The organism is Burkholderia sp. L-4 (genome assembly GCF_056856535.1).
The window spans coordinates 873,734-889,611 of record NZ_JBXEOX010000002.1 but is presented as its reverse complement, the minus strand read 5'-3'; the positions used below and the strand labels follow the sequence as shown (position 1 = coordinate 889,611).

Below are 15,878 nucleotides of genomic sequence, written 5' to 3'. Positions count from 1 at the left end.
TTGACCGTTGCCGTGATGACCAGGGGAATGGGGTGGTAACAGTCTATTGACGCCGGCCGGCAATAACTTTGCTTTTCGCTTCTTCGTTTCGTACAATTTTGAGAAATCTGTCTACGAGACACCGGATATGAGCAAAAATCGCGCTTCGGTTGAACTGGACGGTGTCGACCGCGCAATGCTCCGCCTGCTGCAGGAAGACGGCGCGCTGTCGAACGCGACGCTCGGCGAGAAGCTGTCGCTGAGCGTCACGCCGTGCTGGCGCCGCCGCAAGCGGCTCGAGGACGAGCACGTGATCACCGGCTACCAGGCGAACCTCGACCGCCGCGCGCTCGGCATGAACGTGTTCGCGTTCGTGCAGGTCACGTTCAACATGCACTCGGATCAGGATTCGGATCACTTCGAGGAGGTGATGCGGCGTCACGACGAAGTCACGTCGTGCCACAAGATCACCGGCGCCGCCGACTACCTGCTGCAGGTCGTCGCGGCCGATCTCGACGCGTATGCGGAATTCGTCGAGCGCGTGCTGCGAAAGCAGGCCGGCGTATCGTCGATCCAGTCGAGCCTCGCGTTGCGCGAGGTGAAGTTCTCGTCGCGCGTGCCGGTGCCGGACGCGTGATCGATCACGCGTCCATGCGCCCGTATGCGGGCATCCGCCACCGATCGTCATCCCATGGAGCGCTACCCGATGAAACGCTACCTTCCCGCCGCGTCGTTGGCCGCCGCGATCGCCTGCGCATTCGCATTGAGCGCCTGCGCCGCGCAATCGTCCGCGCCGGCCAGTGCATCGGCGCCGGCCGGTCCCTCCGCGCAAGCGGCTCCGCCGATCGTCGGCGGCGATCGCGACGCACACGGCTGCATCGGCTCGGCCGGCTACGCATGGTGCGAGCATACGCAGCAGTGCGAGCGTCCGTGGGAACTCGCGAAGGCACATGGCTTCGCGAATTCGGCACCGGCCTACGCGCAGTTCTGCCGGAACGGCGAAGCGAAGTGAAGTGATTCGACGTGAACGGGGCGCGGTGCAACGCCGCGGCCCGATGACGTACCCGCGTGGCGCACGGCGTGTCCGTCGCCCGCATTTCGCGCTTCCGACCCCGCCGGTTTTCCCGCCTCGCGCGCCGTCATTCCGGAAACCCGGACACGCAAAAAACCCCACGAAAACAGGGGCATTCGTCGTCTGCGACACGTTGTCCGAGTTCGGTTATATTACGCGCCCCTTGCCACCCCGCCCCCGCAAAAACGCATCGCGCGCGGCGCCTTTCCACGCAGCCTGAAGCGCGTTCCGCCGAGGCTTGCCACAAGGGCCCGGGCACGTTGCGCACCCTCGCGATGCTGCGATTGCCTGCCCGCGGGAAGCCGATCCGAAGGTGTCCTTCCGAACGGCCGCGCGTGCGCAAATGCAACGGCGCATCGCGTCGATCCGGAATTCCGGATTCGCGATCCGGATCTCCGGATCCGCATGCCGGCGCAATGGAACCGCGCGCCGGGCGGCATGGCAAACCGATGTATCCAAGTTGAAAAAGGGATCTGCTGTGATCAAAACGTTACGGGTAATACTGTCGGCGCTCGCGCTGTGCGTCGCGACGTCGTCCGCGCACGCCGCCGATACGAAGAAGGTCGACGTCCTGCTGGTGGGCGGCGGCATCATGAGCTCGACGCTCGGCGTCTGGCTGCACGAACTCCAGCCCGACTGGTCGATGACGATGGTCGAACGCCTCGACGGCGTCGCGCTGGAAAGCTCGAACGGCTGGAACAACGCCGGCACCGGCCACTCGGCGCTCGCCGAACTGAACTACACGCCGGAGAAGGCGGACGGCAAGATCGACATCTCGAAGGCGATCGAGATCAACGAGTCGTTCCAGATCTCGCGCCAGTTCTGGGCGTGGCAGGTCAAGCAGGGCGTGCTGAAGAACCCGCACTCGTTCATCAACTCGACGCCGCATATGAGCTTCGTGTGGGGCGACGACAACGTGCGCTTCCTGAAGAAGCGCTACGAGGCGCTGCAGGCGAGCCCGCTGTTCCGCGGGATGCAGTATTCGGAAGACTACGACCAGATCAAGCAGTGGGTACCGCTGATGATGGAAGGCCGCGACCGCAACCAGAAGGTCGCGGCGACGTGGACGCCGATCGGCACCGACGTGAACTTCGGCGAGATCACGCGCCAGTTCGTCGGCTACCTGAAGACGCAGCCGAACTTCACGCTGTCGCTGTCGAGCGAAGTGCGCGAGATCACGCGCAATGCCGACGGCACGTGGCACGTGTCGTGGGTCAAGCTGCACTCGGATGAACCGCCGCAAGCCGTCGACGCGAAGTTCGTGTTCATCGGCGCGGGCGGCGGTGCACTGCACCTGCTGCAGGCGTCGGGCATCCCCGAGGCGAAGGACTACGGCGCGTTCCCGGTCGGCGGCTCGTTCCTCGTGACCGACAACCCCGAGGTCGTGAAGCAGCACCTCGCGAAGGCCTACGGCAAGGCGTCGGTCGGCTCGCCGCCGATGTCGGTGCCGCACCTCGACACGCGGATCATCGACGGCAAGAAGATCATCCTGTTCGGGCCGTTCGCGACGTTCTCGACCAAGTTCCTGAAGAACGGCTCGTACTTCGACCTCGCGAAGAGCACCAACCTGCACAACGTCGCGCCGATGATGCGGGTGGGCGTCGACGAATTCCCGCTGGTCCAGTACCTCGCCGGCCAGCTGATGCTGTCGGACGACGATCGCTTCAACGCGCTGAAGGAATACTTCCCGAACGCGAAGAAGGAAGACTGGCGCCTGTGGCAGGCCGGTCAGCGCGTGCAGATCATCAAGCGCGACCCGGTCAAGGGCGGCGTGCTGAAGCTCGGCACCGAGATCGTCGCGTCGCAGGACGGCAGCATCGCGGGCCTGCTCGGCGCATCGCCGGGCGCGTCGACGGCCGCGCCGATCATGCTGAACCTGATGAAGAAGGTGTTCAAGGACAAGGTCGCGACGCCCGAGTGGCAGCAGAAGATCCGCCAGATCGTGCCGAGCTACGGCACGAAGCTGAACGACAGCCCGGCGAAGGTCGTCGAGGAATGGACCTACACGAGCGACGTGCTGCAGCTGTCGCCGCCGCCGAAGATCGACCTCGGCGTGCCGTCGCAGCCGGCCGGTAACGCGCCAGCCCGCCCGGCGAAGGCGTCGGCCGACATGGCGCTGTAACGCGCCCGGCCCCGTTTCGCCACGCCGCACGGCCGCCCTCCGGGGCGGCCGTTTTTCTTGGCGCGCGCCGGGCGGACGCCCCCGCATCCGCTAGAATTGCGGCACGCGCGACCCCGTCGCCGCCCGATCCATCATCCGCATCGACACAACCCGAGCCACCGCCGGTGCGGCCCGCGCCCGAGCCGCGCGAGCGCCGCCCGCCGTTGCCGCGCCCGCCCGGGCGCGCCATCAACCGAATTCAGCTGGAGAAAGACCGTGTTTACCTGCAGAAACCAGAGCTGCGGCACGCAGTGGGAGCAGTCCGACGTCGTCATCAAGGACGAAGGCCAGGGGCTGCTGTTCCGCTGCCCGCTGTGCGGCGCGCGCAACTACCTCGAACGCTTCGAGGACGACGAAGGCAACGTCGTCTACGAGCAGATGGAAGGCCGCCCCTACCTCGGAGACCTGTCCTGACATGACCCAATCGACGCCCACGCCCTTCAGCGCGCTGCCACTGACGCCCGCCACGCTCGCGAACCTCGCGCAGCTCGGCTATGTCGACATGACGCCGATCCAGGCCGCGAGCCTGCCGGTCGCGCTGGCCGGCCAGGACCTGATCGCCCAGGCGAAGACGGGGAGCGGCAAGACCGCCGCGTTCTCGCTCGCGCTGCTCGCGCGCCTCGACGCGCGCCGCTTCGACGTGCAGGCGATGATCCTGTGCCCGACGCGCGAGCTGGCCGACCAGGTCGCGCAGGAAGTGCGCCGCCTCGCACGTGCCGAAGAAAACGTGAAGGTGCTGACGCTGTGCGGCGGCACGCCGATGCGCCCGCAGGCGCAAAGCCTCGAACACGGCGCGCACATCGTCGTCGGCACGCCCGGCCGCATCATGGATCACCTCGACCGCGGCAACCTGAAGCTCGACGCGCTGAACACGCTGGTGCTCGACGAAGCCGACCGGATGCTCGACATGGGCTTCTTCGACGACATCGCGAAGGTCGCGCGGATGTGCCCGACCACGCGCCAGACGCTGCTGTTCTCCGCGACCTATCCGGACGGCATCGCGAAGCTGAGCCAGCAGTTCCTGCGCAACCCGAAGGAAGTCAAGCTCGAGGAGCGCCACGACGACAGCAAGATCCGCCAGCGCTTCTACGAGGTGACCGAGAACGAGCGGCTGCACGCGGTGGGCCAGCTGCTGAACCACTACCGGCCGGTGAGCACGATCGCGTTCTGCAATACGAAGCAGCAGTGCCGCGACCTGCTCGACGTGCTGCATGCGCAGGGTTTCCACGCGCTGGCGCTGCACGGCGAGCTCGACCAGCGTGAGCGCGACCAGGTGCTGATCCAGTTCGCGAACCGCAGCTGCTCGGTGCTGGTGGCGACCGACGTCGCCGCGCGCGGGCTCGACATCGCGCAGCTCGAAGCGGTGATCAACGTCGACGTGACGCCCGACCCCGAAGTGCATGTGCACCGCATCGGCCGCACCGGCCGCGCGGATCAGCAAGGCTGGGCGCTGAGCCTCGCGAGCATGGACGAGATGGGCCGCGTCGGCGCGATCGAACAGGCGCAGAAGCGCGACGTCGAATGGCATCCGCTCGCGGAACTGAAGCCGGCGGACGACAGCGTGCTGCTGCCGCCGATGGAAACGCTGCAGATCCTCGGCGGGCGCAAGGACAAGATCCGCCCGGGCGACGTGCTCGGCGCGCTGACCGGCGACGCCGGGTTCGACGGCAAGCAGATCGGCAAGATCAACGTGACCGAGTTCTCGACCTATGTCGCGATCGAGCGCGGCGTCGCGCGCGACGCGTTGCGCAAGCTCAATGCGGGGAAGATCAAGGGCAAGCGGGTCAAGGTCCGGTTGATGGACGAAGACGACGCATGACGCGCGACGCGGCGCGCCATGCCGCGCGCCGCGCCGCGCTTCACGCCAGTTCCGGATAGCCGTGCGCGGCCGCGTCCTCCGCGAGCCGCGCAATCGTGTCGTAGTCGGCCGGCGACAGCCGCTCGAATCCCTTCAGCCGCAGCACGCGCGCCCGTTCCGCGTCGGCGGCCACCGCCCGATCGAGCGCCTCCCGCAATGCGCCGACCTGCGTTTCCGGCAGTGCCCGCGACGCGATGAACGGCAATCCCGGCGCGGAGGCCGTCGTGCCGATCACCCGGATGTCCTTCAGCAGATCGGGCAGCGCATCGCGCACATAGGCAAACGTCACGCAGTCGATCGACGCGCAATCGGCCTCGCCCGCCGCCAGCGCACGCAGCACGTTCACGTGCGAGCCGAACGGCGTGACCGCGCCGAAGAAGCGTCCGTCATGCGCATGCGGCGCGACCGCGTGCCGGAATGCGTTCATCCCGCTGTGTGAATCCTCGCCGTTGAATGCGGCGCGCAGCCCCCGGCATGCGGCGAGCGTCGTCGCGCCGCCCGCGTGCACACGCGCCGACACGACCAGCACGCTGCTGTAGCGCGCGCCGTCGCAGCCGTCCGCGTCGAAGGCGGGCGTCGCGATCAAGCGCACGACGTCGCGCAGGCCGAGCATCCGGTACGGATAGCCGCAGGTCTGCGACAGCAGCAGATCGTCGCGCCGCCACAGCGCGTGCAGGTCGTCGAACGGATCGTCGGGCAGCGCGACGTCGGCGGGGCCGCCCGCCTGCGCGAACGCATCGAGCGTGTCGCGCAACAGCGCACGCCACAGGGCGGCGTGGCGCGGCGTCACGTTGTACATCGGGAGTACGGCGATCGATGGGCTCATGCGGGCATTCTACGCATCGGCGGCGGCCCCGATGCTTATCGGCCGCCCGCCGATAAGCAAATACGAATCGATTGGTTGGCCATGACGCGCCCGCCGGTTACCGTTGGCGGGCCTGCCGGCGCCGCACCCTGCGCGATGCCTGGCGGGCCGACCGTGATCCGCGAGACACCTGCGCACCCGGGCCGAGCGCCCCGGTTCCACCGCTCGTTCCCCGCACTGCCCGATCCATCCCGCCTCAACGCCATGGCCGAATACTTCGACGTCGATCATGCGCGCGCGATTGCCGCGCTCGACGCCCGCTTCACCGCCCGCACCGAGTGGCCGACCTGGCTGCTGGTCGCCGTCATCTACGGCGGCTGGCTCGCCGTGCTGCTGCTCGTGCGCGACGGGCGCCTGCCGCTCGCGGCCGCGACGCCGCCGCTGATCCTGCTCGGCGCATGGCACATGTCGCTGCAGCACGAACTGCTGCACGGCCATCCGACGCGCTCCGCGTTCATCAACAAGCTGCTCGGCTATCCGCCGCTGACGGTCTGGTATCCGTACACGCTGTATCGCGACACCCACCTCGACCATCATCGCGACGAAGATTTGACCGTGCCGGGCGTCGATCCGGAAACGAACTACGTGACGCGCGAACGCTGGGCGCGGCTACCGCGCTGGCGCCGTGCGCTGACGGTCGCGCGCAAGACTTTCATCGGACGAATCGTCGTCGGGCCGCCGCTCTCCGTCGCGGCGACCGCCGGCGATGCCTTCGCCGCGTTGCGGCGCGGCGACTTCCGTTATCTGCCGATGTGGGCGACGCACGCCGCCTGCGTGATCGCGCTGCTCGCATGGCTGCAATGGGCGATCGGCGTGCCGTGGTGGTACTACCTGCTGGCCGTCACGTGGCCCGCGCTGTCGCTCGCGATGATCCGCTCGCTGTACGAGCACCGCGCCGCGCGGCATCCGAAGGCGCGCATCACGATCAACGAAGCCGGTTTCGCGATGCGGCTGCTGTACCTGAACAACAACTATCACCTCGTCCATCACGACCTGCCGAAGCTGCCGTGGTACGACCTGCCGCGTGCATACCGGATGCGGCGCGACGCGTATGCGCGCAAATGCGGCGGCTTCGTGATCCGCGGCGGGTATCGCGCGTTGCTCGCGCGCCATGCGTGGACGCCGACCGACCCGCCCGTGCATCCGTTCGACGAAGGCACGGCGTCGCTGTCGACCGGAAGCGGCGTGAAGGTGGCCGTGGTCGACACGGTGCTGCAGATCAGTACGTGACGGCCGGCGATCCCTCCGCTTTCGCGCCAATCCTTACAAAAAGCCGACAACGTCGATCTTCGCCGGCGAATTGCCAACCGGGCCGGCAATGGCCAGAATGGCGGCTCATCCGGGGCTTCCAACAATCATTCGCCCCGGCTCCGCCCGACGGCCGCGCGCCGCATTTCCCGACGACGATGCAACCGAACTCCCCGCCCGGCGCGATCCGCACGATCGGCAACGACTGGTCCGTGTCCGCGATCACCGCGGGCTTTCTCGCGGTCCTGATTTCCTATGCGGGCCCGCTCGCGATCTTCTTCCAGGCGTCGCAAGCCGCGCACGCGTCCAATGCGATGGTGTCGTCGTGGGTCTGGGCGATCTCGATCGGCGCGGGCGTATCGGGCCTGTTCGCGAGCTGGAGGCTGAAAGTACCGGTCGTCACCGCGTGGTCGGCGCCCGGCACCGCGCTGCTCGTCGGCCTGTTTCCGCAACTGACGCTCAACCAGGCCGTCGGCGCGTACATCACGGCCGCCGTCATCATCCTGCTGATCGGCGTCACCGGCTACTTCGACCGGCTCGTGCGCCACATCCCGCGCGGCATCGCGTGCGGGATGATGGCCGGCATCCTGCTGCCGTTCGGCATGCATGCGTTCTCCGCCGCGTCGGCGCAACCCGTGCTCGCGTTCGGCATGATCGCGGCCTACGTGATCTTCCGGCGCCTGCTGCCCCGCTACAGCATCGTGCTCGTGCTGCTGACGGGCGCCGCGCTCGCGACGCTGCTCGGGATGACGCATCTCGGCAACGTGTCGCCGAGCCTCGCGCGGCCGGTCTTCATCGCCCCCGAATGGACGCTCGGCACGACGCTCAGCCTCGCGTTGCCGCTCGTCGTCGTCAGCCTCACCGGCCAGTTCCTGCCGGGGATGACGATCCTGCGCGTGTCCGGCTATCCCACACCGGCGCGCCCGATCATCGCCGCGACCGGCGTGATGTCGCTCGTCGTCGCGTGCTTCGGCGGGATCACGATCGTCGTTGCCGCGATCACCGCCGCGCTCTGCACCGGCAAGGACGCGCACGAGGATCCGGACCGGCGCTACGTCGCCGGCCTCGCGAACGGCGCGTTCTACCTGCTCGGCGGGCTGTTCGCGGGCACGATCGTCACGGTGTTCTTCGCGCTGCCGAAGGCGTTCGTCGCGATCCTCGCGGGGCTCGCGCTGATCGGCGCGATCAGTGCGAACGTGCACGGGATCTTCGAGGACGAGCACCACCGCGAAGCGTCGGTGATCACGTTCCTCGCGACCGCGTCGGGGATGACGTGGCTCGGGCTCGGGTCGGCGTTCTGGGGAATCGTGATCGGGTCGGTCGCATATGCGGTGCTGAACAAGGTGCGCCGCCCCGCGTGATGCGCGCCGCGTGCGGCTGCTTCACTCAACGCGCATGCCGGCGCACCAGTTGCGCGAGCGCGTCCTCCGGTGCCGTCGTCCCGTAAGCCCGCTCCGACACGTCGGCCTCGACGTCGATCCGCCCCGCGTTGTGCACGTCGTACAGATCGACGATCAGCTGCGCATGGCGCTCGCCGAGCCCGGCGCGCAACAGTGTCGCCTGCCATGTCTCGCGCGGCAGTTCGTGCGCGACGACCGCACGGCCGGCCGCCGCGCCGAGGGTCTCCGCGATCGCCGTCACGCTCACGCGTCGCGGCCCCTCGACGCTGACGATGCGCGGCCCGTTGCCGCCTTCCGGCGCATCGAGCAGCAGCCGCGCCGCGACGACGCCCACATCGGGCGCCCACACCGTCGGAAACACCTTGCCGACCGGATGATGGAAGCTCGGCAGCACGCCGGCGCCGAGCGCGACCGGCAGCACGCGTGCCCAGTTCTGCAGATGTTCGGCGGCGCGCAGCAGCGTCAGTCGCGTCGGGATCGTCTTCAGACGTTCCTCGAAATCATGGAACAGACGCGTAATACCCGTATTGCCTTCGAGCTCCGCTCCGTAGTCCGACAACGCGAGCAGCGCAGGCGGCGGGTTCGCGGCGAGCGCGGCGGCCGCCACGTCGATCGTCCGCGCCATCGTCGTGGCCGGATCGGGATCGGCGACCGGCACCGGGCACAGGATCTGCACGGCCTGCGCACCGTCGATCGCTGCGGCGACGGCATTCTCGTCCGTCAGGTCCGCGATCGCGACATCGCAGCCGAGTTGCACGAAACGGTCACGCTGGCGCGCGTCGTGCAGCACCGCGCGCACGGCATGGCCGGCCTGGCGCAAGGTCGTCACGGTCGACAGGCCGACGTTGCCTGATGCTCCGAAGATCACGAACACGATCCGCTCCTGGGGGATGAAGGTGTCGTGATTGTCGGCATGCGCGGCCGGAAAGGCGCGCAGGGAGGGATGAATCGCGCAGGAAAGGATGACGGGATGCGGGCGCCGTTCGTGCAATCCGCCCGCCGGGCCGCTATCGGCGCGCAGGCTTCACGTCGTCCTCCCCGTCATAAGCCAGCCGCAACCGGCCCCGCGCGCCCGAGCGCGCAATCTCCGTCGGCGTCGCGCCGAGCACGCGGTTCATCCAGTTCGCCATGTGGCTCTGGTGCGCGAACCCGGCTTCGAGCGCGATCTGGCTGATGCTGAGCCGGCCTTCGAGCAGCAGCGCCTTCGCGCGCTCCACCCGGCGCCGCACGACGTACTGGTGCACGGGCATCCCGAGCGTTTCGCGGAACAGCACCTTGAAATGCGGCACGCTGATCGACACGAGCGCCGCGAGTTCGGCCAGCGTCATGCGCCGCTCGAGGTTCGCCTCGACATAGTCGATCACGCGCGCGGCCGCCTTCGGCGCCAGCGTGCGCCGGCGTTCGCGGAACGCCGGCTGGCCGTCGACCAGCCGCGCGACGAGCGCCGTGCACAGGCTTTCCGCATAGAGCGGGTCCGACGCGTCATCCGCTTCGAGCTCGGCGGCCATCGCCCACGCGATGTGCTGCAGCCGCGGGTCGCGCACCTGCAGCCGCCGGCGGATCTGCGCGTGCGACGGCTTCAGTTCGAGGTGCTCGACAGTGCGTCGCACGAACGTGTCGCTGAGCATGATGTGCAGGATCCGACAGTCGGCGCTGTCGGTCCACTGGCCGGGCAGGCCGGCCGGAATCACGTCGACGTCGCCGTGCGCCTGGATCCGCGACACGCGCTCGCCGTCGCACACGCAATCCGCGCGGACGGGCCCGCCGATATGCACGCCGATGCGGTGATGCTCGGCCGCCGGAATCCGGTACGTGCCGGCGCGAATGTCGAGCAGCGCCGCGCCGAAGCCCCGCCAGCCGAGCCCGCGGCTGGAACGCAAACTGACCGGCACGCCGTTGTCCGGCGGCGCGGCGGGGATCGGATCGCTCATGGCTGGGCTCCACCCATTCGTGGTTCGAACGCGCATTGTGACGCGTTTTCGGGCCGCGCGCCGGGCCTGGGCGGCCGTCCCGGCACCGAGCGGAAAAAGATCATCCGTTTCTGCTCGGGACGATCCTTGCGTGCGCGCCAGCGGGCGCCGCGGCGCTTACGATCGCCCCATCCGACACCTACGGAGCCCGCCATGCCCCATTCCTGCCCGCTGCGCGCGACGTTCGTCGCGCCTTCGCCTTCCGGCGCCGCCCGCCCGGCATCCGATCCCCGCCCGCGCACCCGCCGCACCGCCATCGCCGCCTGGTGCCTGCGCGTCGTCGGCGGGTACCGGCTCGAACGGCTGCTCGCGTCGATTCCCGACAGCAACGACGACTTCGGGCTCGTCTGACCGGCAGTCGATGCGTTCGCCTACTTGCGCCGCCGATCGTGCGGCGCCACCGTCGCGCCTTCGATCACCGGCGCGCCCTGCTTGATCAGGAAGTCGCGGAACAGCCCCGTGACCTGCGAGATGCGCCGGTCGGCGAGCGTGACCACATACCATTCGCGCTCGATCGGGTTGCCGGGGAACGGCAGTTGCCCGAGCAGCCCCGTGCGCAGCTCGAGCGCGCACGCGTGCAACGACAGGAACGCGATGCCGAGCCCCGCTTCGGCCATCTGCTTGATCGCCTCGTTGCTCGACAGTTCGGAGCCCACATGAAACCGGTGGCCCGCGTTCTTGAACAGGCTCTCGACGGTCGAGCGCGTGCCCGCGCCGCGTTCGCGCACGAGCAGGTGCGCGGATTCGAGATCCTTCAGCGCGACGCGCTTTCGCTGCATCAGCGGATGGCCGGGCGCCGCGACGAACACCATCGGATGCTTCGCGAACTCGACCGCGTGCGTGCGCAGTTCCTTGGGCGCGCTGCCCATCACCGCGAGATCGATTTCATGCGTCGCGAGCATGCGGATGATGTCGTCGCGATTACCGACCTTGAAATACGTCTTCACGTGCGGGCGCGTCGCGGTGAACTTGACGAGCAGCGGCGGGATCAGGTACTCGGCCGTCGTGATCGCGCCGATCCGCAACGTGCCGCCGAGATCGCCCGTCAACGCGGCCACTTCGTCGCCGGCCTCGCTCCACAGATGCAGGATCTCGCGCGCATAACGCGCCACGATCTCGCCGGCCGCGGTCAGCTGCACGCCGCGCCCCACCCGCTGCAGCAACGCGGCGCCCGCGGCCTCCTCCAGCAGGCGAACCTGCAGCGACACGGCCGGCTGCGTCAGGTTCAGCTCCTCGGCCGCGCGCGACACGCTGCCGAGCCGCGCAATCATGTCCAGCGCCTTCAGCTGCCGGAACGTCGCGGTCTTTCCTATAAGTGAATACATATGAGTCGCTTATAAACATTAAATTGTTCGAGTGGGTGCCAAACTATATCGTCGGTTCTTGAGCAATGTCATCCGAATCGTCATTCAGCGGGAGCCCCACATGGACAACACCACGCCCAACCTCGCAACGGACCGCGCACCATGCCTGCCGCGCATCGTGATCGTCGGCGGCGGTGCCGGCGGCCTGCAGCTCGCCACGCGTCTCGGCGATACGATCGGACGCCGCGGCCAGGCCGACATCGTGCTCGTCGACCGCTATCCGACGCACTTCTGGAAGCCGCTGCTGCACGAAGCCGCATCGGGCCATCGCGATCCGGCCTCGCACACGATCGAATACGCGGCGCAGGCCAAGCGCCACGGCTTCCGCTTCGTGCAGGGCGCGCTGCAGCAGGTCGACCGCGCGGCACGCACCGTGACGATCGCGGCCGTGCACGACGCGGACGGCACCGAAGTCCTGCCGCGGCGCGAACTCGGCTACGACGACCTCGTGCTCGCCGTCGGCAGCGTGACGAACTTCTTCGGCGTGCCGGGCGCCGCCCGCCATGCGCTGCCGCTCGAAAACCTCGACCAGGCCGAGGATTTCCGCCGCAAGTTCCTCGCGGCCTGCACGAAGGCGAATCACCTGGCCGAGCAGCAGCCCGCGCGGCGCGCGGCACCGATCTGCATCAACGTGATCGGCGCGGGCGCGACGGGCGTCGAACTGGCGGCCGCGCTGCGCCACGCGGTCCAGCAGCTGACGACGTACCGCTTCAAGGCGCTGGTGTCCGCACGCGACGTGCACATCCGGCTGATCGAAGGCGGCCCGCGCATCCTGCCGGCGCTCGACGCACGGCTCTCCGGCAAGATGCACGCGCAACTGCGCGCGCTGAACGTCGACGTGCTGACCGACACGCGCGTGGCGGAAGTGGGCGCGGACGCCGTGACGACCGCGACGGGCGAACGGCTCGCGAGCGACATCACGATCTGGGCGGCCGGCGTCGCGGGCCCCGCGATCCTGCGGGACATCGGCGACCTCGCGCTCAACCGCTCGAACCAGGTGATCGTGACCGACACGCTGCAGACGCCCGACGATCCGCACGTGTACGCGTTCGGCGACTGCGCCGCGTGCCCGTCGACGGGTGCGAGCGGCTTCCTGCCGCCGCGTGCGCAGGTCGCGCACCAGCAGGCCGTGTATCTGGTCAACGCATTCGCGCGGCGCATCGCCGGCAAGCCGGTGGCCGGCTTCACGTTCCACGATGCGGGCACCGTCGTGTCGCTCGGCCATGCGGGCGCCGTGTACCAGGCCGACATCAGCGTGCGCTCGCGCTCGCTGATCGTCGACGGGCTCGCCGCGATCGGGCTGTACAAGTTCCTGTATCGCAAGCACCTGTTCAGCGTGGTCGGCGCGAAGCGCGCGCTGTTCCAGTCGCTGAGCCACTGGCTGCAAAGCCGCAACCAGCCGTCGATCAAGCTGCACTGATCGACGGCACGCACGCGGCATCGCAAGACGGCATGCCGGGCGGCCATCGCTCGATATGCCGTTTTCTTATATGCATATGCCGGATGCATTCAAACCGCGCGCCACGCTGGTGCATCACGTCGAACGCCGTCGATGCGACGTCATGCGCGCGGGAAACACCATGCGGCCCGCACCCCGCGCCCGCTCTGGCGCGCCACCTCATTCATAAGCCATATCATATGAGTCACCTATAAATATTAATTGGTCGTATTTTCAAGATGAACGCTAAGGTGTGTGGCATTCCCGTCGGCGAACGGATCATCACGTCTCTGAAGAGGAATCACCGTGGTCATCGAAGCCATCGTCACCCGTCTCGACGCAGCATTCGCACAAATCGAAGCAACACCGGATTCGCGCGAATCGCGCCATCAGCGCGACGCGATCATCCAGTGGCTCGATCGCGCATCGGAAGAAGGATATCGACTCGGTCTCGTCACGACGCTGCCGGCCGCCCGGCTCAGCGACATGTTCGAAGGCCAGTTCGGCCGCGCGCACCTCGACCGCTTCTCGGTCGTCGTCACCGATTCAGATCAGCAGGACTCCAGATCGAATCAGCATCCGTTCGACGTCGCGCTGCAGGCGCTCGGCGTGCCGCCCGAACGCGCGGTCGCGATCGCAAGCAGCGAACCGGAGCGCCGCGAAGCCGAGCATTTCGGCCTGTCGCGCTGCGTGAACATCACCGACACCGTGCGCTCGATCGCATCGGCCGGGCTCCACTGAACGTCGGCACGGCGGCCGGCGGCGACCGGCCGGCGCCGATCCGGCGGCAATCCGACGATTGCCCGACCGAACCCTGACATTCCGCTGTCAAAGTCGCTTGCCACACTTCCGGGCTCGATCCCACTCTCCCGGAAACGGAACGGCGCGCATCCGCATGCGTCCGTCCGCCGCTCGCCACGATGACACGCCCGACCCGCACCGCCACCGCCCTCACGATCGCCTGTCTGCTGCTCGCCGCCTGCGGCGGGGAAGAATCGACGCCGCCCGCCACCTCGGCCGACAACGGCGGCACGACGCCCGCGCCGACACCGGCGCCCGCGACCTACTACCAGACGAAGACACCGTACCGCCCGCAGCAGGACGCCGCGACGTACGAAGCGCCGCCCGCCGGCTACGCGCCCGTCTATACCGAGCTCGTCGCGCGCCACGGCTCGCGCGGGTTGTCGGGCTTCAAGTACGACGGCGCGATCTACGCGATGCTGCTCAAGGCCGAGGCCGACGGCGCGCTGACCGCGCTCGGCACGCAGCTCAAGGCCGACACGTACGCGATGATGAAGGCCAACGCGCTGCTCGGCTACGGCGTGCAGGGTATCTCGACGCCCGGATACGGCAACCTCACGCAAACCGGTATCCGCGAACACCAGCAGCTCGCCGCCCGTCTCGCCCAGCGGCTGCCCGCGCTGTTCGCGGCGGGCACCCGGCAGGTCGTCGTCGTCAACTCGGGCCAGGATCGCGCGGTGGACAGCTCGACGTATTTCTCGGCGGCGCTCGTCGCCGCCCAGCCGGCGCTGGCATCCGCCATCACGCTGCCGGCCGCGCCGTCAGGCTATCCGGCGAGCGCGCCGGTTGCGCAGCCGGCCGGCACCAACCGCTTCCTGCTGTATTTCCATTCGCTGAAACCGGCCACCGATCTCGTCACCGATACGAGCGATCCGTACTACGCGACCTATCAGGCGAGCCAGGCGTACCAGGCCTATGCGAACGACGCGACGGTCGCCGCGAAGCTGAAGGCGATCAAGGCCGCACCGCAGGCGGCCGACGTCGCGCAGACGGTGCTGTCCGCACTCGTGTCGCCGGCCTTCATCGCCAAGCTCGGCAGCGACGGCTACACGTTCGCGAACACGGGAACCTACGCGTTCACGTCCACGGACGGCAAGTTCACCAATACGCTGAAGGGTGACGGAAAGACGAGGATCGCGACGGCCGTCGATGCGGTGAACGTGCTGTACAACCTGCTGCAGGTCGCGCCCGCGATGACCGCGGAAACCGGCGGCGTCACGATGGAGAAGTACATCGGCGCGGAGCAGGCGCAGTATCTCGCGTACCTGCAGGATGCCGAGGACTACTACCAGAAGGGGCCCGGCATCCAGGAAGCGAACCCGGTCACGTACCGGATGGCAAAGGTGCTGCAGGACGATTTCTTCGGCGAAGTCGACGCGATCGCCCGCGGCGACCTGACGCGCGCCGCGAAGCTGCGCTTCACGCACGCGGAGATCGTGATTCCGTTCGCATCGGTCATGAACCTGAAGAACGTGTTCGTGCCGACGCCGCAGGCGCAGACGTACACCTATGCGAACAACCCGTGGCGCGGCGACCAGGTGTCGCCGATGGCGGCGAACCTGCAGTGGGACGTCTACCGCAACGGGTCGCGGCTGATCGTGAAGATGCTGTACAACGAGCGCGAGACGGATTTTCAGGCTGCGTGCGACGGCGCGAAGATCGCGCCGGCCAGCCACTTCTACGACTACGCGGGGTTGAAGCAGTGCTACGGGTATCAGTGAC

At 68.2% G+C, this 15,878-nt stretch carries 15 protein-coding genes; 11 read left to right on the top strand and 4 right to left on the bottom strand.

Annotation, left to right across the window (positions count from 1 at the left end; all coding sequences use genetic code 11):
- Window positions 1-127 precede the first annotated feature (127 nt).
- From AC1VVG_RS20830 to dbpA, 5 genes are all read left to right on the top strand, one after another.
- Window positions 128-616 carry an Lrp/AsnC family transcriptional regulator gene (locus AC1VVG_RS20830; protein WP_034189659.1) on the top strand — a complete coding sequence of 163 codons (489 nt, stop codon included), beginning with the start codon at window positions 128-130 and terminating at the stop codon, window positions 614-616.
- A gap of 69 nt (window positions 617-685) precedes the next feature.
- Window positions 686-991 (top strand): hypothetical protein, encoded by a 306-nt coding sequence (locus AC1VVG_RS20825; RefSeq protein ID WP_059556397.1) that lies wholly within the window; start codon window positions 686-688, stop codon window positions 989-991.
- Between the two features lie 538 nt (window positions 992-1,529).
- Window positions 1,530-3,173 (top strand): malate dehydrogenase (quinone), encoded by a 1,644-nt coding sequence (mqo, locus tag AC1VVG_RS20820; protein ID WP_034189660.1) that lies wholly within the window; start codon window positions 1,530-1,532, stop codon window positions 3,171-3,173.
- 255 nt (window positions 3,174-3,428) lie between these two features.
- Window positions 3,429-3,626, top strand: coding sequence for a hypothetical protein (locus tag AC1VVG_RS20815; protein ID WP_006483193.1), 198 nt, complete (start codon window positions 3,429-3,431; stop codon window positions 3,624-3,626).
- A gap of 1 nt (window position 3,627) precedes the next feature.
- Window positions 3,628-5,031 carry an ATP-dependent RNA helicase DbpA gene (gene dbpA / locus AC1VVG_RS20810; protein WP_034189661.1) on the top strand — a complete coding sequence of 468 codons (1,404 nt, stop codon included), beginning with the start codon at window positions 3,628-3,630 and terminating at the stop codon, window positions 5,029-5,031.
- 40 nt (window positions 5,032-5,071) lie between these two features.
- Here the strand turns inward: dbpA and AC1VVG_RS20805 are convergent, their stop codons facing one another.
- Window positions 5,072-5,896 carry a phosphate/phosphite/phosphonate ABC transporter substrate-binding protein gene (locus AC1VVG_RS20805; protein ID WP_482836110.1) on the bottom strand — a complete coding sequence of 275 codons (825 nt, stop codon included), beginning with the start codon at window positions 5,894-5,896 and terminating at the stop codon, window positions 5,072-5,074.
- 243 nt (window positions 5,897-6,139) lie between these two features.
- Between AC1VVG_RS20805 and AC1VVG_RS20800 the strand changes: the two genes are divergently transcribed.
- Window positions 6,140-7,165 carry a fatty acid desaturase gene (locus AC1VVG_RS20800; RefSeq protein WP_175027249.1) on the top strand — a complete coding sequence of 342 codons (1,026 nt, stop codon included), beginning with the start codon at window positions 6,140-6,142 and terminating at the stop codon, window positions 7,163-7,165.
- A 176-nt stretch (window positions 7,166-7,341) separates the two neighbouring features.
- Window positions 7,342-8,544 (top strand): benzoate/H(+) symporter BenE family transporter, encoded by a 1,203-nt coding sequence (locus AC1VVG_RS20795; protein WP_482836109.1) that lies wholly within the window; start codon window positions 7,342-7,344, stop codon window positions 8,542-8,544.
- Between the two features lie 25 nt (window positions 8,545-8,569).
- On the opposite strand, the gene AC1VVG_RS20790 is transcribed toward AC1VVG_RS20795, so the two are convergent.
- Together AC1VVG_RS20790 and AC1VVG_RS20785 are read right to left on the bottom strand one after the other, a co-directional pair.
- Entirely contained in the window at window positions 8,570-9,457 is an 888-nt protein-coding gene (locus AC1VVG_RS20790; protein ID WP_034189665.1) for an NmrA family NAD(P)-binding protein, read from the bottom strand.
- A gap of 133 nt (window positions 9,458-9,590) precedes the next feature.
- Complete coding sequence (locus tag AC1VVG_RS20785; protein WP_034189666.1) at window positions 9,591-10,514, bottom strand: AraC family transcriptional regulator; 924 nt, start codon at window positions 10,512-10,514, stop codon at window positions 9,591-9,593.
- Between the two features lie 192 nt (window positions 10,515-10,706).
- Here AC1VVG_RS20785 and AC1VVG_RS20780 point away from each other — a divergent pair, with 192 nt between their 5' ends.
- Window positions 10,707-10,904, top strand: coding sequence for a hypothetical protein (locus AC1VVG_RS20780; RefSeq protein ID WP_034189667.1), 198 nt, complete (start codon window positions 10,707-10,709; stop codon window positions 10,902-10,904).
- A 20-nt stretch (window positions 10,905-10,924) separates the two neighbouring features.
- Here AC1VVG_RS20780 and AC1VVG_RS20775 read toward each other — a convergent pair whose 3' ends face one another.
- Complete coding sequence (locus tag AC1VVG_RS20775; RefSeq protein ID WP_482836108.1) at window positions 10,925-11,878, bottom strand: LysR family transcriptional regulator; 954 nt, start codon at window positions 11,876-11,878, stop codon at window positions 10,925-10,927.
- A 100-nt stretch (window positions 11,879-11,978) separates the two neighbouring features.
- On the opposite strand from AC1VVG_RS20775, the gene AC1VVG_RS20770 reads away from it, so the two are divergent.
- The 3 genes from AC1VVG_RS20770 to AC1VVG_RS20760 all read left to right on the top strand — a co-directional run bounded on the left by AC1VVG_RS20770 (window position 11,979) and on the right by AC1VVG_RS20760 (window position 15,877).
- Entirely contained in the window at window positions 11,979-13,337 is a 1,359-nt protein-coding gene (locus tag AC1VVG_RS20770) for an NAD(P)/FAD-dependent oxidoreductase (protein ID WP_482836107.1), read from the top strand.
- Window positions 13,338-13,661: 324 nt separating this feature from the next.
- Window positions 13,662-14,096 carry an HAD family hydrolase gene (locus AC1VVG_RS20765; RefSeq protein WP_034189670.1) on the top strand — a complete coding sequence of 145 codons (435 nt, stop codon included), beginning with the start codon at window positions 13,662-13,664 and terminating at the stop codon, window positions 14,094-14,096.
- Window positions 14,097-14,275: 179 nt separating this feature from the next.
- Window positions 14,276-15,877, top strand: coding sequence for a histidine-type phosphatase (locus AC1VVG_RS20760; RefSeq protein ID WP_482836106.1), 1,602 nt, complete (start codon window positions 14,276-14,278; stop codon window positions 15,875-15,877).
- Window position 15,878: the final 1 nt, after the last annotated feature.